This is a genomic window from Thiobacillus sp. (assembly GCF_013693775.1).
GTDB lineage: Bacteria > Pseudomonadota > Gammaproteobacteria > Burkholderiales > Thiobacillaceae > Thiobacillus.
Window position 1 is genome coordinate 2441654 of record NZ_CP059257.1, and the last position, 21527, is coordinate 2463180.

The 21527-nt window shown below is 65.0% G+C and carries 17 protein-coding genes, 1 other RNA gene, 3 pseudogenes and 1 riboswitch; of the genes and pseudogenes, 15 read left to right on the plus strand and 6 right to left on the minus strand.

What is annotated here, in order from left to right:
- The first annotated feature begins 13 nt into the window (after positions 1-13).
- Both ilvD and HZY77_RS12025 read left to right on the plus strand, forming a co-directional pair.
- Positions 14-2791, plus strand: a complete 2778-nt coding sequence (gene ilvD / locus HZY77_RS12020) for a dihydroxy-acid dehydratase (RefSeq protein WP_296815053.1) — start codon at positions 14-16, stop codon at positions 2789-2791.
- An 18-nt stretch (positions 2792-2809) separates the two neighbouring features.
- The gene (locus tag HZY77_RS12025; protein WP_296815055.1) at positions 2810-3415 is read left to right on the plus strand and encodes a ParA family protein; all 606 of its coding nucleotides are present in this window, start codon (positions 2810-2812) and stop codon (positions 3413-3415) included.
- Between the two features lie 24 nt (positions 3416-3439).
- On the opposite strand, the gene HZY77_RS12030 is transcribed toward HZY77_RS12025, so the two are convergent.
- Positions 3440-4018 (minus strand): ankyrin repeat domain-containing protein, encoded by a 579-nt coding sequence (locus tag HZY77_RS12030; protein ID WP_296815058.1) that lies wholly within the window; start codon positions 4016-4018, stop codon positions 3440-3442.
- An 87-nt stretch (positions 4019-4105) separates the two neighbouring features.
- Between HZY77_RS12030 and HZY77_RS12035 the strand changes: the two genes are divergently transcribed.
- The 7 genes and pseudogenes from HZY77_RS12035 to HZY77_RS12070 all read left to right on the plus strand — a co-directional run bounded on the left by HZY77_RS12035 (position 4106) and on the right by HZY77_RS12070 (position 12325).
- Positions 4106-6145: a thioredoxin domain-containing protein gene (locus HZY77_RS12035; RefSeq protein ID WP_296815061.1), complete on the plus strand. Its 2040-nt coding sequence runs from the start codon at positions 4106-4108 to the stop codon at positions 6143-6145.
- 81 nt (positions 6146-6226) lie between these two features.
- Positions 6227-7024, plus strand: coding sequence for a DUF2189 domain-containing protein (locus HZY77_RS12040; protein ID WP_296815063.1), 798 nt, complete (start codon positions 6227-6229; stop codon positions 7022-7024).
- A gap of 126 nt (positions 7025-7150) precedes the next feature.
- Positions 7151-7480, plus strand: a complete 330-nt coding sequence (locus tag HZY77_RS12045; RefSeq protein WP_296658869.1) for a c-type cytochrome — start codon at positions 7151-7153, stop codon at positions 7478-7480.
- 139 nt (positions 7481-7619) lie between these two features.
- On the plus strand, positions 7620-8771 hold the full coding sequence (locus tag HZY77_RS12050) for a branched-chain amino acid ABC transporter substrate-binding protein (protein WP_296658865.1): 1152 nt from the start codon (positions 7620-7622) through the stop codon (positions 8769-8771).
- Positions 8772-8809: 38 nt separating this feature from the next.
- Positions 8810-9724 (plus strand): annotated as a pseudogene (locus tag HZY77_RS12055) (branched-chain amino acid ABC transporter permease); the annotation flags it as partial.
- A gap of 9 nt (positions 9725-9733) precedes the next feature.
- Positions 9734-11329: pseudogene (locus HZY77_RS17860) on the plus strand (ATP-binding cassette domain-containing protein); the annotation flags it as partial.
- A 282-nt stretch (positions 11330-11611) separates the two neighbouring features.
- Positions 11612-12325, plus strand: a complete 714-nt coding sequence (locus HZY77_RS12070) for an ABC transporter ATP-binding protein (protein ID WP_296815066.1) — start codon at positions 11612-11614, stop codon at positions 12323-12325.
- Between the two features lie 8 nt (positions 12326-12333).
- On the opposite strand, the gene HZY77_RS12075 is transcribed toward HZY77_RS12070, so the two are convergent.
- The 5 genes from HZY77_RS12075 to HZY77_RS12095 form a co-directional block, all read right to left on the minus strand.
- Positions 12334-12924, minus strand: coding sequence for a 5-formyltetrahydrofolate cyclo-ligase (locus tag HZY77_RS12075; RefSeq protein ID WP_296815068.1), 591 nt, complete (start codon positions 12922-12924; stop codon positions 12334-12336).
- Positions 12925-12933: 9 nt separating this feature from the next.
- Positions 12934-13118: non-coding RNA, 6S RNA (gene ssrS / locus HZY77_RS12080), on the minus strand.
- Positions 13119-13126: 8 nt separating this feature from the next.
- Complete coding sequence (locus HZY77_RS12085) at positions 13127-13429, minus strand: cell division protein ZapA (RefSeq protein WP_296815071.1); 303 nt, start codon at positions 13427-13429, stop codon at positions 13127-13129.
- Positions 13429-13626, minus strand: a complete 198-nt coding sequence (locus HZY77_RS12090; protein WP_296658846.1) for a hypothetical protein — start codon at positions 13624-13626, stop codon at positions 13429-13431. Before HZY77_RS12090 ends, HZY77_RS12085 begins: the two co-directional genes overlap by 1 nt.
- 133 nt (positions 13627-13759) lie before the next feature.
- Entirely contained in the window at positions 13760-15775 is a 2016-nt protein-coding gene (locus tag HZY77_RS12095; protein ID WP_296815074.1) for a TonB-dependent receptor, read from the minus strand.
- 61 nt (positions 15776-15836) lie between these two features.
- Positions 15837-16042: riboswitch (cobalamin riboswitch) on the minus strand.
- Between the two features lie 223 nt (positions 16043-16265).
- Between HZY77_RS12095 and HZY77_RS12100 the strand changes: the two genes are divergently transcribed.
- The 6 genes and pseudogenes from HZY77_RS12100 (at position 16266) to HZY77_RS12125 (ending at position 21459) form a co-directional block, all read left to right on the plus strand.
- Positions 16266-16952 carry a hypothetical protein gene (locus HZY77_RS12100; protein ID WP_296815078.1) on the plus strand — a complete coding sequence of 229 codons (687 nt, stop codon included), beginning with the start codon at positions 16266-16268 and terminating at the stop codon, positions 16950-16952.
- On the plus strand, positions 16939-17739 hold the full coding sequence (locus HZY77_RS12105; protein ID WP_296815080.1) for a hypothetical protein: 801 nt from the start codon (positions 16939-16941) through the stop codon (positions 17737-17739). The genes HZY77_RS12100 and HZY77_RS12105 overlap by 14 nt, the downstream gene beginning before the upstream one ends.
- Positions 17724-18728: a hypothetical protein gene (locus tag HZY77_RS12110; protein ID WP_296815083.1), complete on the plus strand. Its 1005-nt coding sequence runs from the start codon at positions 17724-17726 to the stop codon at positions 18726-18728. Before HZY77_RS12105 ends, HZY77_RS12110 begins: the two co-directional genes overlap by 16 nt.
- The gene (locus tag HZY77_RS12115; RefSeq protein ID WP_296815086.1) at positions 18706-19665 is read left to right on the plus strand and encodes an ABC transporter substrate-binding protein; all 960 of its coding nucleotides are present in this window, start codon (positions 18706-18708) and stop codon (positions 19663-19665) included. Before HZY77_RS12110 ends, HZY77_RS12115 begins: the two co-directional genes overlap by 23 nt.
- Positions 19666-19691: 26 nt before the next feature.
- Positions 19692-20543: pseudogene (locus HZY77_RS12120) on the plus strand (iron ABC transporter permease); the annotation flags it as partial.
- Between the two features lie 124 nt (positions 20544-20667).
- Entirely contained in the window at positions 20668-21459 is a 792-nt protein-coding gene (locus tag HZY77_RS12125; protein ID WP_296815088.1) for an ABC transporter ATP-binding protein, read from the plus strand.
- The last annotated feature ends 68 nt before the right edge of the window (positions 21460-21527 follow it).

The following is a 21527-nucleotide window of genomic DNA, read 5'->3' on the forward strand; positions in this document are numbered from 1 at the left end:
CTGAGTGACCAACATGCCTGACTATCGTTCCTGGACAACCACCCGTGGCCGCAACATGGCGGGGGCACGCGCACTGTGGCGCGCCACCGGCATGAAGGACGGCGACTTCAACAAGCCGATCATCGCGATCGCCAACTCGTTCACCCAGTTCGTACCGGGTCACGTGCATCTGAAGGACATGGGCCAACTGGTGGCGCGCGAGATCGAGGCGGCGGGCGGCGTGGCCAAGGAATTCAACACCATCGCGGTCGACGACGGCATCGCCATGGGCCACGGCGGCATGCTGTATTCGCTGCCGAGCCGCGACCTTATCTCCGACTCGGTCGAATACATGGTCAACGCCCACTGCGCCGACGCGCTGGTGTGCATCTCCAATTGCGACAAGATCACCCCCGGCATGCTCAACGCCGCGCTGCGCCTCAATATCCCGACGGTGTTCGTCTCCGGCGGGCCGATGGAAGCGGGCAAGGTGGTGTGGGACAAGCAGACCATCAAGCTCGACCTCGTCGACGCCATGGTGTCGGCGGCCGATGCCAAGTTCAGCGACGAGAAGGTCAACCAGCTCGAGCGCTCGGCCTGCCCGACCTGCGGTTCGTGCTCGGGCATGTTCACCGCCAACTCGATGAACTGCCTGACCGAGGCGCTGGGCCTGTCGCTGCCCGGCAACGGCTCGCTGCTGGCGACCCACGCCGACCGCCGGAATCTGTTCCTCGCCGCCGGCCGCCTGATCGTGAAGAACGCGCGCCGCTACTACGACGACGGCGACACCACCGTGCTGCCGCGCGCGATCGCCAGCTTCGACGCGTTCGAGAACGCCATCGCGCTCGACATCGCCATGGGTGGTTCGACCAACACCGTGCTGCACCTGCTGGCCGCGGCGCACGAGGCCGGCGTCGACTTCACGATGGCCGACATCGACCGCATGAGCCGCCGCGTGCCGCACCTGTCGAAGGTCGCGCCGTCGATCCAGACCTACCACATGGAAGACGTGCACCGCGCCGGCGGCGTGATGGCGATCCTCGGCGAACTCGAACGCGGCGGACTGGTGCATCGCGAGGTGCCGACCGTGCTGATGAAATCGCTCGGCGAGCAGATTGATGTCTACGACATCCGCCGCACCATGAACAAGGACGTGAAGGACTACTTCCGCGCCGCGCCCGGCGGCGTGCCGACGCAGACCGCGTTCTCGCAGGATCGGCGCTTCGCCAAGCTCGATGACGACCGCGTCAACGGCTGTATCCACGACATCGAGCATGCCTACTCCAAGGACGGCGGACTGGCCGTGCTGTACGGCAACCTCGCGCTGGACGGCTGCATCGTCAAGACGGCGGGTGTCGACGAGCACATCCTCAAATTCTCCGGCCCGGCGCGCGTGTTCGAATCGCAGGACGCTGCGGTCGACGCCATCCTCGGCGACCACATCCAGCCCGGCGACGTCGTCGTGATCCGCTACGAAGGCCCGCGCGGCGGCCCCGGCATGCAGGAAATGCTGTACCCGACCTCGTACCTGAAATCCAAGGGCCTCGGCAAGGTCTGCGCGCTCATCACCGACGGCCGCTTCTCGGGCGGCACCTCAGGGCTCTCCATCGGCCACGCCTCGCCGGAAGCGGCCGAGGGCGGCGCCATCGGCCTGGTGGAAGAGGGCGACCGCATCGAGATCGACATTCCCAATCGCACGATCAAGGTCGCGGTGAGCGACGCCGAACTCGAACGCCGCCGCGCCGCGATGGACGCCAAGGGTGCGCAGGCCTGGAAACCGGTCAACCGTGCGCGTGAGGTCTCGCCTGCGCTGCGCGCCTATGCGGCGATGGCGACCTCGGCCGCCTTCGGCGCGGTGCGCGACGTCAGCCTGGTCGAGCACCCGACCGAGGCGCAGGCGCACGCCGACCCGCTGGCGCGCTTCGCCATTCCCGGCCAGCTCAGCTTCCGCGTCGGCGCCGGCGGTCTCACGTATGCCGACATCGACAACCACGCCGGCCGCGCGACGATCTGCCTGCAGGGCGCGCACGTGGTGAGCTTCCGTCCCAAGTCGCAGCACGCGCCGGTGGTGTGGGTGTCCGACGCCGCCAAGTTCGCGCCGGGCAAATCCATCCGTGGCGGCGCGCCGGTGTGCTGGCCGTGGTTCGGCGCGCATGCCAGCGCGGCTTCGTTCCCGGCGCACGGCTTCGCCCGTACCGTTCCCTGGACGGTGACCGGCAGCCGCAAGCGCAACGATGCCAAAACTGAAATTACCCTGGAATTGCTGGACAACGAGCAGACCCGCGCGCAGTGGCCGCATGCCACGCGGCTGTCGCTGACGGTCATCGTCGGCGACAAGCTGGAGATGCATCTGGCCACCACCAACACGGGGACTGCGCCGATCCAGATCGGCGAGGCGCTGCATACCTATTTCCACATCAGCGATATCGGCGCGGTCAAGGTCGCCGGGCTGGAAGGCGCGACCTACCACGACAAGGTCGACAACTTCGCCACCCGGAAACAGAGCGGCGCCATCGGTTTCGACGGCGAGGTCGACCGCGTCTACGTCAACACGCCGGCCGATTGCGTGATCGTCGACGCCGGCCTCAAGCGCCGCATCCGCATCGCCAAGACGGGTTCGCAGTCGACCATCGTGTGGACGCCGTGGACCGAGAAAGCCGAGAAAATGGGCGACATGGGCAAGGGAAAATCCGGTGCCGGCTGGCGCGAGATGGTGTGCGTCGAATCGGCCAACGCGATGGACAATGTCGTCACCGTGGCGCCGGGCGAAACGCATACGATGTCCGTGACCTACAGCGTGGAAGCGATGTAACCAAAGGGAGAAAGCGGTATGCGCGTGATTCTGGTGGCCAACCCCAAGGGCGGCAGCGGCAAGACGACGCTGTCGACCAATCTTGCCGGCTATCTGGCGGCGCAGGGTCAACGCGTCGCCTTGCTCGATCTCGACCGGCAGAAGTCCGCCACCCAGTGGCTGGCGATGCGCGATGGGGCATTGCCGGAGATCGAACTGATGCGCGAAGGCCAGAAGGCGGACAGCGACTGGCTGGTGATCGATTCACCCGCCGGGCTGCATGGAAAGAGTCTCGAACGGGCGCTGAAGCTGGCGCACAAGGTGGCGGTGCCGATCGCCCCGTCGCTGTTCGACATTCGCGCCAGTCAGGATTTCCTCGCCGCGCTGCATGCCGAAAAGGCGGTGCGCAAGGGCCATGCATTCGTCGGCGTGGTGGGGATGCGCGTGGATCCGCGCACGCGCGCCGGCGTCACGCTGGAACAGTTCATGGCGCAGCAGGACCTACCGGTGCTCGCGCATCTGCGCAACACCCAGCATTACGTCAACGCCGCGTTCGAGGGCAAGAGCCTGTTCGACCTGCCGCCCCACATCGCCGAGCGCGACGTGGAACAGTGGCAGGGCCTGATCGACTGGCTGGACCGCTAGGCGCCCCGGCCAGCCCCACGCACGTCAGTGCGTGGTCGGCTTCATCAGGTTGACGACCTGGGGTTTGGCCACACCCCGGGTGGACGAGCACGAGCCGTCTACCGATACGCCCAGTTGTTGCTCGGCTTCGTGCAGCAGGTTGATCACATCCACATAGAACTTGTCGTCCGCCATCATGCGCGCGGTGCGGCCACCTTCGTTGGCGGCGAGCACGCCGGCCCCGGTGTTGATCAGCCATTCCACGACCTGGGCGTCGCCGCCGCCGGCCGCCAGCATCAGCGGCGTGATGCCGAAGAAGATGCGTTCGTCGAGCGAGGCGCCCGCCTCGTGCAGCACCTCGATGACCTCGACGTAGCCGCGTTCGGTTTCGCTGTTGTAGGCGGCCTTGGCGAGCGCCGTCCAGCCTTGCGGCGATTTGGCGTTGACGTCGGCGCCGGCGGCGATCAGCAGTTGCACCGCGGCGACATGGCCGCCGTGGGCAGCGTGCATCAATGCGGTTTCGCCGGCTTCGTCGACAGCGGCGTGATCGGCGCCGGCCTCGAGCAGTGTTTTGATCTGGGCGACATCGCCCGACTGGGCGGCTGCGAATAATTCCTGGGACATGGGAGCTCCTGCTTTTGTTCGGGATTGCAGCAAGCGTACAATTGTTGACTGATTTAATCAACTATTAGCCTGCGAGGCTCTGTCGCCATGCCCAACCGTCTTGCTACCGAACCCAGTCCCTACCTGCTGCAGCACGCCGACAACCCGGTCGACTGGTACCCGTGGGGCGAGGAAGCCCTGGAAAAATCACGCCGCGAGGACAAGCCCATCCTGCTGTCGATCGGCTATTCGGCCTGTCACTGGTGCCACGTGATGGCGCACGACTGCTTCGAGGATGCCGAGGTGGCGGCAGTGATGAACCGCCTGTTCGTCAACATCAAGGTCGACCGCGAGGAGCGCCCCGACCTCGACCAGATCTACCAGACGGCGCATCAGCTCTTGACCCAGCGCGGCGGCGGCTGGCCGCTGACGGTGTTTCTCACGCCCGACCAGACGCCGTTCTTCGCCGGCACCTATTTTCCCAGGACGCCGCGCTACCAGTTGCCCGGCTTCATCGACCTGATGGAAAACGTCGCGCGCGCCTGGCGCGAGCGGCGCGGCGAAGTGCTGGCGCAGAACGAGGCGGTGCGCGCCGCGCTCGCGCAGCAGCAGCCGGATGCGGGCATGCCTGAGGCACTGACCGATGCGCCGCTCGCCCAGGCCGTGCGCGACCTCGCGCAGGCCTTCGATCCGGTGTGGGGCGGCTTCTCGCGTGCGCCCAAGTTCCCGCGTCCCGGCGAGCTGTTCTTCCTGCTGCGCCAAGCCAATCCGGGTAGGGGTAGGGCGCAACGCAGCGGCAATGCGCAGGCGCGTGAGATGGCGCTGTTCTCGCTGCGCAAGATGGCGTCGGGCGGGGTGGTCGACCAGCTCGGTGGAGGATTCTGCCGTTACTCGGTCGACGAGCAGTGGATCATCCCGCACTTCGAAAAAATGCTCTACGACAATGGCCCGCTGCTGCATCTGTATGCCGACGCCTGGGCGCTGACCGGCGAGACCCTGTTCCGGGACACGGCGGAAGGCATCGTCGGCTGGCTGCTGCGTGAAATGCACGCCCCGCAGGGCGGGTTCTATTCGGCGCTGGATGCCGACAGCGAAGGTCATGAAGGCAAGTTTTACGTGTGGACGCCCGATGAGGTCCGTGCGCAGCTGACGCCCGAGGAATACGCCGTGGCGGCGCCGGTATACGGTTTCGATGGGCCGCCCAATTTCGAGAACGCGCATTGGAATCCCGTCCTGGCGCGCCCGTTGGCCGAGGTCGCGGCCGAGCTGGGCTTGGGCGACGAAGTTGCCGCGGCGCGGCTGGCGAATGCGCGGGCCAAGCTGTTTGCCGCGCGCGAGACGCGCGTGCGTCCCGGGCGCGACGACAAGCAGCTCACCAGCTGGAACGCGCTGATGATCGCCGGTCTGGCGCATGCCGGGCGGGTGATGGCGCGTCCCGACTGGATCGATGCGGCCCAGGAGGCGATCGACTTCCTGCATCGGAATGTGTGGCGCGACGGGCGCCTGCTCGCCAGCACCAAGCACGGCGTGGCACGATTGAACGCCTATCTCGACGACTATGCGTTCCTGCTCGATGCGCTGCTGGAAACCATGCAGGCCCGCTATCGCGAAGTCGACATGGCCTGGGCGCGCGAGCTTGCCGATGCCCTGCTGGCACATTTCGAGGATGCCGACGCGGGCGGCTTTTTCTTCACCAGTCATGACCACGAGGCGCTCATCACGCGTCCCAAGCCCGGCTACGACAACGCGACGCCTTCGGGCAACGGCGTGGCGGCCTTCGCCCTGCAGCGGCTGGGCCATCTGCTAGGCGAGGTGCGCTACCTCGACGCCAGCGCCCGCTGCCTGAACATGTTCCATGCGCATCTGATCCAGCAGCCGATCGCGTATCCCACGTTGTTGGCCGTGCTCGACGAATCGCTGGTGCCGCCGCGCGTGATTCTGTTGCGCGGCCCGGCATCCGCCTTGCAGGCATGGACGCACGCGTTGGCACCGCGACTCGGCGCGCATGACCTGATGCTGGCTTTGCCCAACGGGCTGACCCTGCCCGATGCGCTGGCGAAGCCGGCGCCCGAACGCCCCACGGCCTGGATCTGCAGCGGCACCGCCTGCCAGCCGCCAGTGGTCGACCTGGATAGCGTGCTGGAATAAGGCTTTATCAGTATTTGCTATTAGGAACCCGCGCCGCCGCCTGCTATCAAACAAACAGTCTGTCTGTCATCAGGAGCGAGCATGAGCACACATACTGAACACCCGGTTTTCCACCCGCAGGCCGCGCGCATGAACCTGCCGGCAATCCGCAGCGTGACATTCGAGCAGCCCTTCCACTGGCTGCGTGCGGGCGCGCAGGACATGGCCAAGGCATGGCCGCTGAGCCTCTTNTACGGCGTGGTGTTTGCATTGCTGGGATACGGCCTGGTGCATGCGACGGAAGACAAGCCGCATCTGGCGATGGCGCTGACCTCGGGTTTCCTGTTCATCGCGCCGGTGCTGGCCACGGTGTTTTATTGTGTGAGCCACCGCCTGGAGCACCACCACAAGCTGCCGAGCCTCTTCGTTCCCCTGTTGTCGTGGCGCGCCAATCCCGCTTCGCTGGGTTTGTTTGCGCTGACGCTGGTGTTCGTGCTCTCCGTCTGGGAGCGCATCTCGGCCATTCTGGTCGGCTTGTTCCTGAACGGATCGGGCATCGGCGGCCTGTCCGAATTGCTGACCCTGTCCGCGGTGCAGCAGCACACCGATTTCGTCCTGGCCTATCTGGCGTTCGGCGGCATGCTGGCCTTGATGGTGTTCAGCTTCTCCGTGGTCTCGCTGCCCATGCTGCTGCACCGCAAGGTCGATTTCGCCACGGCACTGGTCACCAGTTTCATGGCGACCCGGCTGAATTTTCCGGTGATGCTGTTGTGGGGCGTGTTGATCGCGGGTCTGGTCGTGATCGGCATGGCGACCGACTTCATTGCGATGGCGGTGATATTTCCGTGGCTGGGGCATGCCAGCTGGCATGCTTACCGCGAACTGATCGAACGCGAATAACTCTACCCCCGGGGCTTGGTAGCAAATACTCAAGCCCCTGCCTTGCGTGGAAAGGGATTTCCCTTAATATTGCAGACGCGAGATGTCTCAAACGCGCCCAACCCGACTTCCACGGAGACTGTAATAATGATGAACAAGTTGATGATGACCGCAGCGTCTGCTGCGCTGCTGTTGATGTCCGGCGTAGCCTCTGCGGATGACCCGGCTGCGGCCATGGCCCTGGCCCAGAAGAACGCCTGTTTGTCCTGCCATGGCGTGGACAAGAAGATCGTCGGCCCGGCCTACAAGGATGTCGCCAAGAAATATGCGGGCGACAAAGGCGCGAAAGCCCATCTGGTCGCCAAGGTGAAAGCCGGCGGCAAGGGCGTCTGGGGCCAGATTCCCATGCCCCCGAACCCGCAGGTCAGCAACGAAGATGCCGAGAAGATCGTTTCCTGGATTCTGACCCTGAAATAATTCTCGACGACCCGATTCAGATCGAAAGCCAAGGCCGGCGTTTACGCCGGCCTTGGCTTTCCGGGCAGCTGGAAAGCCGGTCGCCGCTGGCTTTGTGGTATAAATTCCCCGTTTCAGTTTGATTGCGGAGAAGACCGAGATGACGGGTCGAAGGCTGGCTTGGGTGATGGCAGCGGCAGTGCTGGTCGCAGGATGTGGCGACAAGCCGCAGCAGAATGGCGATAGCCAGGTGGTGTTGATCGGCCAGGCTTCNCCNCTCACCGGCCCGCAGGCGCATCTGGGCAAGGACAACGAAAACGGCGCACGCATGGCGCTGGATGAAATCAATGCCGCCGGGCTCACGCTGGGCGGCAAGAAGGTCGTGCTCGAAATGCGCAGCGAGGATGACGCGGCCGATCCCAAGACCGCCACCACCGTGGCGCAGAAGCTGGTCGACGAAGGCGTGGTCGGCGTGATCGGCCACCTCAATTCGGGTGCCACGATCCCGGCTTCCAAGATTTATTCCGACAATGGCATTCCGCAGATTTCACCGTCGGCCACTGCCGTGGCCTACACGGCATCCGGGTTCAAGACGGCTTTCCGCGTGATGACCAACGATGCGCAGCAGGGAACCGTGCTGGGCGACTACGCGGTGACCAAACTGGGCGCGAAACGCATTGCCATCATCGACGACCGGACCGCCTATGGCCAGGGGCTGGCCGACGAGGTGGAGAAGGCGGCCAAGGCGGCCGGCGGCGACGTGGTGGCGCGCGAATATACGTCCGACCGCTCGACCGACTTCATGGCGATCCTCACTTCGATCAAGGGCAAATCGCCCGATCTGGTGTTCTTCGGCGGGATGGATCCGCAGGCTGCACCCATGATCAAGCAGATGAAACAGCTCGGCATGAAGGCGCAATTCCTCGGCGGTGATGGTGCGCAGACGCCCAATTTCATCGAACTGGCCGGCGCCGCTGCCGAGGGCGCGGTGGCGTCCAACCCCGGCCTGCCGCTCGACGCGATGCCGGGCGGTAGCGCATTCAAGGCCAAGTTCGAAGCCAAATACGGCCAGATCCAGAATTATTCCCCCTATGCCTACGACGCCATGCATGTGCTGATCGCCGCAATGAAACGCGCCGACTCCAGCGACCCCGCCAAGTATCTGGCCGAACTGCCGAAGACCGATTATCAAGGGGTGACCGGCCACATTCGCTTCGATGCCAAGGGTGACCTCGCCGGCGGTGCGGTGACGCTGTATCAGGTGAAGAATGGCAAGTGGCAAACGCTCGAAACCGTGCAAAGCGGCAAGTAAGCTGAGCTGAATTCAACCGGGTCTCAGCAGGCGCATAGATGGACATTTTCCTGCAACAACTCATCAACGGCCTGGTGCTCGGCAGCGTCTACGCGCTGGTGGCGCTGGGCTACACCATGGTGTACGGCATCCTCGAACTCATCAATTTCGCCCACGGCGAGATCACCATGATGGGGGCGATGGTGGCGCTGTCCGTGATCGGCGCCCTGGCGCTGGCGGCGCCCGGGCTGCCGGGCGTGCTGGTGCTGGCGTCGGGCCTGGTGGTGGCGATTCCGGTGTGCGTGGCGCTGGGTCTCCTGATCGAGCGTGTCGCCTACCGGCCGCTGCGGCATGCGCCGCGCCTGGCCCCGCTCATCACGGCAATCGGCGTCTCGATCATCCTGCAGAACGTCGCGATGCTGATCTGGGGCAAGCAATACCTTCCCTTTCCCGCCATCCTGCCGCAGGGCCGGCACACGCTCTACGGCGCGTCGATCACCGACGTGCAGATCGCCATCCTGCTGCTGGCCACGGCCATCATGCTGCTGCTGATCCTGATGGTGCAGAAGACCCGGCTCGGCCGGGCCATGCGCGCCACCGCGCAGTCGCGCCAGGTGGCAAGCCTGATNGGGGTGGACGTCAACCGGGTGATCGCCGCCACCTTCGCGATCGGATCGGCGCTGGCGGCGGTGGCCGGGGTCATGGTCAGCGCGTATTACGGTCTGGCGCACTACTACATGGGCTTCCTGCTCGGCCTCAAGGCCTTCTCGGCGGCGGTGCTNGGGGGCATCGGCAATCTGGGCGGCGCGATGCTCGGCGGCCTGCTGCTGGGGCTGATCGAGTCCTTCGGCGCGGGTTACATCGGCGACCTGACCGGCGGCTTCCTCGGCAGCAACTACCAGGACGTGTTCGCATTCTTCGTGCTGATCGCGGTGCTGGTGTTCCGTCCCTCGGGCTTGTTGGGAGCGCGTGTTNNGTCGAGCGTGCTTAGCTTGAATAAAACACGGTCGCGCTGGCTGACGTTCGGCTTGCTGGCGTTGGGGCTGGCGCTGCTGCCTTTTCTGGTCGACGCCGGGTTGGGGCGTTCGTGGGTACGGCTGCTCGATCTTGCACTGCTGTATGTCATCCTGGCGCTCGGACTGAACATCGTCGTCGGCTACGCCGGGCTGCTCGACCTCGGCTACGTCGCGTTCTATGCCTTGGGCGCGTACGTCTACGCCTGGCTCTCCAGTCCGCATTTCGGCCTGCACCTGCCGTTCTGGGCGGTCCTGCCGCTGGGCGCCGCGCTGGCCGCGCTGTTCGGCGTCTTGCTGGGTGCGCCCACCCTGCGGCTGCGCGGCGATTACCTCGCCATCGTCACGCTGGGCTTCGGCGAGATCATCCGCATTTTCCTGAACAACCTGAATGCGCCGGTCAACATCACCAACGGCCCGCAAGGCATCAACCTGATTGATCCGGTACGCCTCGGCAGCTTCGACCTGAGCCAGTCGCATGCACTCTTCGGCTATACCTTCACCGGCATCCATCTCACCTACTATCTGTTCCTGCTGTTCACGCTGATGGTGATCTTCATTTCGATGCGGCTGGAGGATTCGCGCATCGGCCGCGCCTGGGTGGCCATCCGCGAGGACGAGATCGCCGCCGCGGCGACCGGTATCAACACGCGCAACCTGAAGCTGCTGGCGTTCGCCATGGGCGCCACCTTCGGCGGCCTGGCGGGCGGCCTGTTCGCCAGCTTCCAGGGCTTCATCAGCCCCGAGTCGTTCAACCTCATGGAGTCGATCATGATCCTGTGCATGATCGTCCTCGGCGGCATGGGGCATATTCCCGGCGTNGATCTTCGGCGCGGTGGTGCTGACGCTGCTGCCCGAGGCGCTGCGTTATACCGGCGACTGGCAGCGCAATCTGTTCGGTCACGTCTATATCGATCCGGCGGATCTGCGCATGCTGCTGTTCGGCGTGGCGCTGGTTGCGGTCATGCTGTACCGTCCCGCCGGGCTCCTGCCCTCGACGCGCCGCCGCCGCGAATTCGCCGACGCGCAGGGATGAGTGCACCCAAGGCCGCTCCCTCTCCATCGGGCAAGCCCGATGCAGGATCGACGCCGCTGTTGACGGTTTCCGGCGTAAGCAAGGCATTTGGCGGCTTGCAGGCGCTCTCCGATATTTCGCTGCAGGTTCATACGGGCGAGATATTCGGTCTCATCGGCCCCAATGGCGCGGGCAAGACCACCTTGTTCAATGCGCTCACCGGACTGTATTCGATCAACCGCGGCGAGATCCGCCTGAACGGCCAGCGGATTGACGGCCGCAAGCCGCACCAGGTCCTGCACGCAGGCCTGGCGCGCACCTTCCAGAACATCCGCCTGTTCGCGGAAATGACCGCGCTCGAGAACGTGCTGGTCGGCCGCCATGCGCGCACCACCAGCGGCGTCGTCGGTGCGGTGTTGCGCCTGCCCGGCACGCGTCGCGAGGAAGCCGATTCGCGCGAACGCGCCCATGCCTTGCTCAAGCGCGTGGGGATTGCGCAGCACGCCCATCGCCTGGCCAAAAACCTACCCTATGGCGATCAGCGCCGGCTCGAGATTGCCCGCGCGCTGGCGACCGAACCGAGGCTGCTGGCGCTCGACGAACCTGCCGCCGGGATGAATCCAGCCGAGCGTGCGGCTTTGCGCGAACTGCTGCTGCAGCTGCAGGCCGACGGACTGACGCTGTTGCTGATCGAGCACGACGTGAAGCTGGTGATGGGCTTGTGCACCCGGCTGGCGGTGCTCGACTACGGCGTGAAAATTGCCGAGGGCACGCCCGACGTGGTTAGNCCGCGACCCCAAGGTCATCGCCGCCTACCTCGGGGACGAAACACTATGAGCGCATTGCTGGCGATCAACCGCTTGTCGGTCGCCTACGGCGGTATCCACGCGGTGCGTGAGCTCAGCCTGGAGGTGGCGCCGGGCGAAATGGTCTGCCTCATCGGTGCCAATGGCGCGGGCAAGACCACCACGCTCAAGGCCGTCAGCGGCCTTCTGGCGCCGCACGGCGGCAGCGTGCATTTCGACGGCCAGTCGATCACCCGGCTGCCGGCGCACGAGGTGGCGCGGCGCGGCCTGACGCTGGTGCCCGAGGGGCGCGGCGTGTTTCCGCGCATGTCGGTCGCCGAGAATCTGATGATGGGTGCCTACGCCCGGTGCGATCGCGCCGAGATTGCGCGCGATCTCGACCAGGTCTATGCCTTGCTTCCGCGCCTGACCGAGCGCCGCGCACAGCTCGCTGGGCTGCTGTCCGGCGGCGAACAGCAGATGCTGGCGCTGGGACGCGCAATGATGGCGCGTCCGCGTCTGCTGCTGCTGGACGAACCGAGCATGGGACTGGCGCCCTTGATGGTGCAGGCGGTGTTCGACATCATCCGCCGGATCGCGGCGGGCGGCGTGGCCGTGCTGCTGATCGAACAGAACGCGCATCTGGCGCTGAAGACCTGCGCGCGCGGCTATGTGCTGGAAAACGGCACCGTCACGCTGAGCGGCCCTGCGGCCGAGCTGTCCGCCAATCCGGCAGTGCGCCAGGCCTATCTGGGCGACTAAGCCCTGCGTCAGGGAGGGGTTGAAATGAAGCGGTGCAGCCGGCGCTCGGTCAGCACCGCGTCGAGCGGCATGTCCCACGGATCGTGCGGCAGCGTCTCCGCCTGCTGGCATTCGTAGGCAATCCCGATGAGCCGCGGTTTCCGCCACAGCCGCCGGTGGCGCATGAACGCTAGCGTCGCATCGTAGTAGCCGCCGCCCATGCCCAGCCGGTAGCCCTGTTTGTCGAACCCCACCAGCGGCATCAGCAGCAGGTCGAGCTGGCGTGCGCGCAGCGGCTTGGCATCCAGCGGCTCGAGGATGCCGTAGCGGTTGGGCTGCATGCGCGTGTTGCGGCCCACCCGGCCGAAGCGCATCATCCGGCCGCGACGCGGCAGGATAGGCAGATAGCATTCGCGCTGCATGCAGAGGGCTTGGTTGAGCAGGAGGTGGGCGTCGAATTCGCCGCCTTGCGGCAGATAGAAGCCGATCCGTTGCGACCGCAGCAACAGCCCGTGGCGCAGCGCCAGGCGCANGGAAGCGCGCGCGGCGTGCCGGCGCTCAGCCGGTTTGAACGCGCTGCGTGCGGCTTTGAGTTGACGTCTGAGGGTGGCTTTGTCCATCGGGAATAAGGGCTCCCCGCCTGTGCCGTGACTGGCTGCGGACTCTTGAACCTGGGTTCAAGATGGCCGCAATCAAAGGCGCTTTGGGCACATGAGACGTGTCACGCGCACACCCGCACCGGAATAGACCGCAGCCTTGCACGTATGCATTGGTTCAGAGAAATTGCAACCAGCCTCGAACACCGCAGGGAGCAGCACCAGTTTAGAAGAGTTTGTCCTGATCTTCCAGCACTGAATCGAGCAGGGTGTTGCAATGGGTCAGCCGGGCGCGTGCTTCCTCGATCAGGCCGCCGCCGCCCTGGGTCAGCAGGTCGTGCGCCAGGTTGAGGCCCGCCATGATGGCGATGCGTTCGGCGCCGATCACCTTGCTGCTGTCGCGGATCTCGCGCATTTTCTCGTCGAGATAATCGGCCGCCGCGATCAGGGCCGATTCCTCCTCGCGCGAACACGCCACCTTGTAGGCGCGGCCCAGGATATTGATTTCGATCGAGCGGGGGCCGGCCATCACACGTCCTCCGGCAAGGTGTCGAGCAGCGCATGCAGGCGCGTCCTGGCGGCATCCAGGCGGGTCGTCAGCTGCCTGCTGTCCTGCTGCGCAGCCAGCAGCTGCTGGCGTAGCGCGATGTTTTCCTGCCGCAGGGTGTGGCACAACTCGGCCACCTGGCGGATCTTGGCTTCAAGGGTATCGAGTTCGGCGTGCATGGCGCGACTATAGGGGCGGCGTGCGGCCGGTCAATCGGCTCCGCAGCAGATATGCACACCCGGTACCGGCACGACTCCCGCAGCCGGCTCGGCCGATCCCAATCACTCCGGAACCGGCCGACGACACCGAAGATTAGCGGAAGTCGTACCGCGCTGCGACGCCGAATGTTCTGCCGTCGGCGGGATAGTAGAACGTATCGTTGGCAAACGTCCCGGAATTGAAACCATAGCCTGCGTACGCGGCATATCGTCTGTCGGCCGCATTGAGAATCTTGGCGTCGATCTTCCAGTCGCGGATTCGCCAGCTCGCCACCAGATCAAGCGTCGTGTAGCCGGACAGATAACCGGCGTCATTCCCGTAATCATCCCCGTATCGGCGTTTTCCCACATGATTCAGCCGTGCGGCGTAGACCGTACCCGGGCTCGCATCCCAGCTCAAGCCTGCGCTCGCCTGGACACCGGGCACCAGCGGCATCTCGCGCCCCGCGTAAGCACCGGCCCGGATCTGGGCGTCTTCGAGCGTAACGCCGACGTTTCCATGCAGGGTGTCCGTGATGTTGAGCTTGGCGCTCAGCTCGCTTCCCAGGCGCCGCGTCTTGCCGACGTTCATGTTGCCGCCATTGGGGTCGGAGGTGATTTCGTCCTTCAGGTTCTGTTGGTAGACGCTGAGGGAGAGGCTGCCCCGCGTCATTTNTTTCGTGGCGCCGACCTCATACACGATTCCATGCTGCGGCTTCAGGCCAATGGCGAAAACCGGGTCCCAGGTGATCGGGTCCAATCCATACAGTTCATCGGTATTGGGGAAGCGGAAGCTCGTCCCGAGCCGGCCATAGAATTTCCAGTCGCCGGTCCGATAGGTCATGCCCGTTTCGTACGCTTCCCGCGTGTCGACCGAGTGGCCGGACAGGGCAGGCTGGGGCGCACCATAGTAGGTCGTATACGCAGACTGCTCTGCAGACTGCCGCTGTCGCTGCACGCGCATGCCGAGCGTCCAGGCCAGGCGCTCGGTGAGTTCCATGATGTTCTGGGCGTAGAGTGCATGGCTCGTCTGCGAGGCGTTTTGCGTGTAGGACTGGAATCCGGTCGGCGAGGTCCGGCTGTCCGCGGTTCCCCTGAAATAATCGTAGCCCACCGTGGCATGGTTGCTGAATCCACCGAGACGATGCTTGATCTTGAGTTTGGGACTGAACGAAATGAAATCGCGCGACAGGTCACGGGTCTGTTCCACCGGATTGGTTGCGTCGCTGAAGCCGCTGCGTTCGTCCCGCGACAGGACAAGATCGGCGTCCAGTGCAATGTCCTCCGACAGATTGACCATTACGCCGGGGCGAATCCTGAAGCCATTGCGGTCAGACCGGTCCCNCGGATGGCGCGACTGGGCAGGATCGGCAAGATACTCGGCGCGCCACAAGCCGCCCGGGAAGCCCAGCTTTTCGTCGAAGGCGGCAAGATCGACGAAGCCGTGCAGATCGTGTTGATTCAGGAAATTGATCCGGCCGCCCAGTGCATAGCGCCGCTGGTCGCTGTTTGTTCTCCAGCCATCGCTCGCGCCGTATTGGAAATACAGGCTGGAATCGATTCCGCCTGTCGCGCCGCCCGCCTGAAGGCTGAGTTCACGCGTGCCATGACTGCCCACGCCGACGCTGGCGTAGCGCGTGTCGGCCGTTTTCTTGGTAATGATGTTGATGACACCGCCACTGGACCGGTCGCCGTATAGAACCGTCCCGCTTCCCGGCATGACCTCGATGCGCTCGATGCTCGCCAGGGGAATCAATGACCAGTCTATCGACCCCGAGTCGATGGGATTCAGACGCTGCCCGTTGAGCAGCACCAGGGTGTTGCTGGTAGCCGTACCGCCGCTTCCCGCGCCGCGCAAGCTCACGGCGGAATCAATCCCGAGCGACCCGTAAAGCGGGATGACCGTCGTACCCACGATCCCTGCCAGGAGATCGGGGACGCTGGTTGCCGGTGTCCGCTCGATATCCTGCCGCGTAATCACGACGAGATTGCCGGGCGTGGCGGGTGTGGGCTCTTCGAAACGCGTTGGCGTGACGACGATCGTTTCACTGACGAATTCCGGCAGGGTTTCCGCGTAGGCGGGTATCGCGAAGCCCGTGGCGAGGGCAAGGGCGAGAGAGGTTTGACGCATGATGGTTTCCGGTTGGGTGCCCGATTCCCCGCGGGCACGTTGCACGATCCGCCGCGTGACGCAGGTCACGCGGGGTTCAGGCCGGTATCCGGGCTCGCGCCGCATGCATCGCCTTCCCGGACGAATCCAGTGGCGTGTGTGATGCATCGTTTAACGCTTACCGTTGCGGGGGCAGCCCAGGCATGGTGGCATTGCGCCACGCACCTGATTCCCGTTTATCCAGGACGATAGAAGATCGTTTCTGGCACCTGATTGCCGGATTCTTATTTATTTAATCGATTCTGTCAAATTAACCAGCGAATAACGGAAAGCTATGAGCGCCATAGTTTTTCGCTATCTGCGAAATATCCTGAATTTTATTCATATAAATCAATCTATTGAAATAGATATTTTGTTTATTTGAACATTGATGAATTAATGTTGGATTAATCTGGAAAAAACATTTTTTATTGTTTAATATGGGGTTCCGGCGGCGGGTGTGGACCGGTAAATGCATTTGAAGCGGTATCACCTTGATACAGCCTCCTGTCCTGTGATTTCTGAGATCGAGGGTGGGGTGGGCGGTAAACCGGAGGGAACGGGAATGGCAAAACAGCGTGGAGGGCGCAAGCCCATCATCGAACGGGATGGCGCGGGGAAGCCGCGCGTTCATCGCTGGCCGATGCCGACCGATCCGGACACGCTTCACGATTTTCTGGCGGACACGTTCCTGTGCTACTGGGACCAGTTGATTTTTGGCCCGTCTGTCAGTGGCGCGGCGTATGAGTGGACATGTCCCTGTGCGCCTGACCTGATCGAGCGGGATGGCGAATTCCTGACGATCGGGTTCAACGGCCCCCACTTCCATCTGTGCATCGGATCGGACACCCCCGATGCGGACTCGGACCGCGAGGCGCGGATGCGTGGGTTGCGCCCGGCGGACGCCAGCATCTTTCGCACCCTGGATGATCGGGGTGCGCCCAACAGCTGGGGATTCGAGATGCGCAACGCGGCGGGCGTATCCATGCTGACCATCTATTTCGCCAATCCTTTTGTGTTGCCTGGGGACCGGCTTGCCGAGCGGCCGGATTGGTCTCGGCTGTCGATGTGGCGGGATATTTCCTTCCGCTATCTCGGCCGGGAACCGGAGGCGTTCGATCAGACCAGCAAAGGCTTTGGGCACTATGAGGCGGCATAGCGGCGAGATGGGGCAGGCCCCTTTCCAGCCGGATGTGACGGTACCGGTACTGCTCGAACGACTGTCGCATTTGACCGGCGCGCTCAGGGTTACGGTGGACCCTCACGACCCGGACGACTGGATCCAGGCGGACGCGCTGATGACGCCGGAAACCGGTGCGCTGGCCGATTTCATCGTCCATCTGGCAGACGCCGGTTTCGGCGCAAACAGGCGGGCGGCCGCGGCGTCACTGCTGTTACGCCATGGCTGGGCGGCGGGGCCCATCATTGCGGCCTATCTCGCAGAGCGGCGGACGCTTCGCATCCATGATTTCGCGCTGCGCTTTTCCGCGTCCACCTTGGTCGAAGGCGTCTGGATCCGGCAGGCTGATCTCCAGGCGAGCCGCAATCCGGCCGATATCGGCCCCGGCGTGCTCGCCAGTCTGCTGGCATTCAGCGAGCCGGTACTGGAAGCCTGCGGCGCTGGTCCGGCTATTCCCGCCACGCCTTATGGTCGATGCTGGCCTCGTCCTGGCTGGCCCAGTTTTCCACGATCGGCGAGTTGCTTGGCGACCGTGAGCAGGCCGTCAGGACGGCCCGCGCCTTGCTGGCGCGGCATCCGGAGTTGGCGCGCGCTGCCGGAAACGTATGTGATCGCGAGCGGTGACCGCTCGGAGGTGTGCCAGATACTCAAGGCGTGCTGCCTCCAGCACAAGGGTTTCCGCCGCCGTTTCTGTCCGAGCTGTCCTGTCATCCAGGATCGGGAACGCATTGTCAGGAATCGGGAGTGGGTATGCCGGGCGAAATGAGTATCGAGCATCGATACGCCAGCGGCTATGCGGCGTTGGTCGGCAGATTGCTGGACGATACGCGGCATGGCTGGAGCATCGGTACGTTTGGTGCGGTTGGCGAGTTTGTCCGGGATGACGACGAGCCCGCCACGCGGACGATCACCGCAAGTGCGCAGTGCCTGTACACGGCGCGTGCCGCCATCCGGATCAACCTGGATGTCGAGCCGCGCATGCTGGCTTACGACACCCTGTCGGGCGACGGGGAAAGCTGGGGGCATTCGCTGGCCTTTTGCCTGCCGGTTCCCGACAGGGCGCGCCGTGGCGTCATCCAGTCGCTGGGACACGATACCGACGCGGTGCGCGACGAAGATCGCGACGTCGCGATTTTCGACCTGGGGGCCGGGATCGGCCATGTGCGGTTCTGCCTGCGGACCCGCGACGCGCGCCTGATCGACACATTGCTCGCGTTGCAAAACCAGGACGTCTTCGGCCCCCATGGCGGTGCATTGATGGCCGATGTCCTGCGTGCCCAGCCCCACCGGGTGCTGATTTCGCCTGCCGGCAGGATCGAGGTCTTTGCCGCCATCCCGCCGCCCGACGGCGAGAGCCCGGAAGGTCCGCATACACACCTTCTGCCTCAGCTCATCCAGTCGGGACGGACCCACGATGCGAACGCGCCCATTCCGCGTGGATTTCAGCCGGTCTTGATGTTCAATCCGCGTTCGCCCTGGCGCGATGCGCTGGGGCGGCGCGTGCCGTTCGAACCCGAACTGGACGCCGACTTCCGGAAATTGCTGGATCGCCATGGCGTGCCAGGCGAGGCGCGTATCCGTGCCGGCGTCGAAGCGGCCGTCGCGTCGGGAATCCGTCCCGACGCATTCGCCTGGCCGACCACCCGGCGCGGCCGCGCGGTCGCCCGCCTGACCCTGCGGCGGATCGCACAACGCAGTCCGGGCGACCTGGTCGCCGCGTGGCGCGCGCATCATGACCACGCCGAGGAAGAATGAGCTGTCGTTGAAAGCGGCAAGCGTGTGTCGGCGGCTGGCGTGCCTGCCGCTGATGTGTCTGCTCCTTCCGGCTTGTGCCGGCCCGGCCACGGGGACGGAAGGCCTGCCGTCGGACGGCGCGTCAACCGGCGCATTGCCCGCACCGGTCGCGGCCGGGAAGCCGACCCGGATCATGTCGATGATGCTGTGCAACGATGTACTGCTCCTGATGATGGTACCCAAGGATCGGATCGCGTCGATCACCTATCTGGCCCACGATGCAGTCGAGGCCCTGTTGCCGGGGGCCGATATGGGCGTCGCCGTCAACCACGGAACCGCCGAGGAGATCCTGCTGCAAAAGCCGGATCTGATACTTGCCGGCACCGATTCCGCCCCGATGGCCCGCAAGCTGGCGAAGGCGGTCGGCGCACGCGTGGTCGAAGTCGGGGCTGCCAACAGCTTTGCGGATATCCGCCGGGTCGTCCGTCAGGTTGGCCTGGCAGTGGGCGAACCCGGCCAGGCCCATGCCTTGTTGGCGGAGATGGACAGGAAACTGGCGTGGCTCGCCTCCCATCAGCCCGCCCGGCCCCTGCGGGTTGTCGCGTGGAGCGGCAGCCAGGCCGTGCCGGGCAAGGGCACGCTGACAAACGAGATCATTGCGGCCTCCGGCGCAGACAATATCGCCGCCCACCTTCCCGACAACCGGTATGGCAGTTTCGGGCTGGAAGAGCTGCTGGCAGCCCGGCCCGACGCCATCCTGCAAGGCGAAACCCGATGGTCGGGCCCATCCTTGCAGGATGCGCAATCCATGCATCCGTTGATCGAACGATACTGGCGTGGGCGCCGGATCGGCTATCCGGATGCCGCCTATGCGTGCGGCCTGCCGCAATCAGCCGATGCGGCGATCGCGCTGCGTAAGCTGTACCGCGAACTTCCAGTCGATCGGCCGCGATGGTAAGGCTGCGCCAGGATCCCATGCCGCTGATGCTGGCCCTGCTGCTGCTGGCGGCGGGCGCATCCCTGGTGATCGGGAAGGTCTGGCTGCCGCCCGCCGTGTTGTTCGACGGGCTGGCAGCGCCCAAACCCAATCTCGCTTGGCTGATCGTGACCGAGCTGCGCATACCCCGTACCGTGCTGGCGCTCATGGTCGGCGCGACGCTGGGCCTTGGGGGCGCGGTGCTGCAGGGTTTGTTGCGCAATCCGCTGGCGGAGTCGGGGCTGCTGGGCGTATCGGGTGGCGCGGCATTGGGTGCGGTCATCGCGATCTATTTCGGTCTGGCCGCCCGGTTTGCCCTGGCCACGCCGCTGCTGGGCATAGCGGGGGCACTGGTTGCGGGCGCGCTGACGTTTCTGTTCGGACGTAGCGGGACGCTGACGCTGATCCTGGCCGGTTCGGCGGTGTCGGGCCTCGCGGCGGCCGGGCTGGCCCTGGCCCTGAATTTCGCGCCCAGCCCCTACGCAGCGTATGAAATCACCACCTGGCTATTGGGGTCGGTTGCCGACAGGGAATGGCGTCAGATCGCATTGTGTACGCCCTTCGTCCTGGCAGGCTGGCTATGCCTGGCGGCCACGCCGCGCGGGCTTGATGCGCTCACGCTGGGCGAAGCGCAGGCCGAGAGTCTGGGCGTCAACCTGAACAGGCTGCGGGCGCTCGCGCTGGCCGGGGTGGCGCTTTCGGTCGGCGCGGCCACGGCGATGGCGGGCGCCATCGGCTTTGTGGGGCTTGTCGCGCCCCATCTCGTCCGCCCCTTCGTCGGGTATCGACCCAGCCGGATTCTTCTGCCGTCGGCCGTGTTCGGCGCCCTCCTGCTGCTGGTGACCGACATCGCCATCCGCGTGATTCCCACGAGCGCGGAACTCAAGCTTGGCGTGCTCACGAGCCTGGTCGGCACCCCTTCTTCTTCTGGCTGGTCCTGCGCTTGCGGAGGCTGTCGCCGTGACCGTCCTGCACGCCGAGAACGTGAGCTACGACATTGCCGGGCGCAGCCTCGTCAGCAATATCGACCTTGTATGCGAGAGCGGACAGTTCGTCGCCTTGCTGGGGACCAATGGCGCCGGAAAATCCACGCTCATTCGCATGCTGAGCGGCCTGGAACGGCCGTCCCGCGGCCAGGTGCGGCTCGACGCCCGACCCATCCGTGCCATCGACCGGCGCGTGCTTGCACGTCGCCGCGCCTATATTCCCCAAAATGCCCGGGTGGAGTGGCCGGTGGCCGTCGAGCGTCTGGTGGCCCTGGGACTCATGCCGCAACTCCCTGTTTTCGGTGACCTGGACAGGGCGGCATGGCGCAAGGTCGAGGCGGCGCTCGCCCTGTGCGACCTGAGCCATAAAACGGGTCAGCCCGCCACCACCCTGTCCGGCGGCGAACTGGCCCGNGCCATGCTGGCGCGGGCGCTGGTTGGCGAGCCGGAGATCGTCATCGCCGACGAACCGCTTTCCGGCCTGGACCCGAGACATGCCATGGACGGGGTTGCGCGCCTGGCCGCGCTGGCGCGCGATGGCCGACTGATCATCGCGTCGATCCACGACCTGACCCTGGCGGCGCGCTATGCCACCCATGTCGCCATCATGCGTGGCGGCCGGCTGCTTGCCTATGGCCCGACCGCGTCGACCTTGACGTCCTCGCGCATCAGCGCGGCCTTTGATGTGGATGCCTGCGTCCAGGGCACGGGCGCCCAGGCGATCATCGATTTCATCGCGCGGCCGGATCAACCCGCGCGGCATCCATTCCCGGGCCTGGCGTCGGCCTGAAGCCGCGGATAGGGTACATTGCCCCCGGACGTTTGCTCTATGCTGTCCTCTGTTCCCGCTTCCCCGAC

What these genes read in the sequence shown, in the direction of transcription:
- ilvD (WP_296815053.1), top strand. Translation starts at nt 14, where the DNA reads ATGCCTGACTATCGTTCCTGGACAACCACCCGTGGCCGCAACATGGCG.
- HZY77_RS12025 (WP_296815055.1), top strand. Translation starts at nt 2,810, where the DNA reads ATGCGCGTGATTCTGGTGGCCAACCCCAAGGGCGGCAGCGGCAAGACG.
- HZY77_RS12030 (WP_296815058.1), bottom strand. Translation starts at nt 4,018, where the DNA reads ATGTCCCAGGAATTATTCGCAGCCGCCCAGTCGGGCGATGTCGCCCAG.
- HZY77_RS12035 (WP_296815061.1), top strand. Translation starts at nt 4,106, where the DNA reads ATGCCCAACCGTCTTGCTACCGAACCCAGTCCCTACCTGCTGCAGCAC.
- HZY77_RS12045 (WP_296658869.1), top strand. Translation starts at nt 7,151, where the DNA reads ATGATGAACAAGTTGATGATGACCGCAGCGTCTGCTGCGCTGCTGTTG.
- HZY77_RS12070 (WP_296815066.1), top strand. Translation starts at nt 11,612, where the DNA reads ATGAGCGCATTGCTGGCGATCAACCGCTTGTCGGTCGCCTACGGCGGT.
- HZY77_RS12085 (WP_296815071.1), bottom strand. Translation starts at nt 13,429, where the DNA reads ATGGCCGGCCCCCGCTCGATCGAAATCAATATCCTGGGCCGCGCCTAC.
- HZY77_RS12090 (WP_296658846.1), bottom strand. Translation starts at nt 13,626, where the DNA reads ATGCACGCCGAACTCGATACCCTTGAAGCCAAGATCCGCCAGGTGGCC.
- HZY77_RS12100 (WP_296815078.1), top strand. Translation starts at nt 16,266, where the DNA reads ATGCATTTGAAGCGGTATCACCTTGATACAGCCTCCTGTCCTGTGATT.
- HZY77_RS12105 (WP_296815080.1), top strand. Translation starts at nt 16,939, where the DNA reads ATGAGGCGGCATAGCGGCGAGATGGGGCAGGCCCCTTTCCAGCCGGAT.
- HZY77_RS12110 (WP_296815083.1), top strand. Translation starts at nt 17,724, where the DNA reads ATGCCGGGCGAAATGAGTATCGAGCATCGATACGCCAGCGGCTATGCG.
- HZY77_RS12115 (WP_296815086.1), top strand. Translation starts at nt 18,706, where the DNA reads ATGACCACGCCGAGGAAGAATGAGCTGTCGTTGAAAGCGGCAAGCGTG.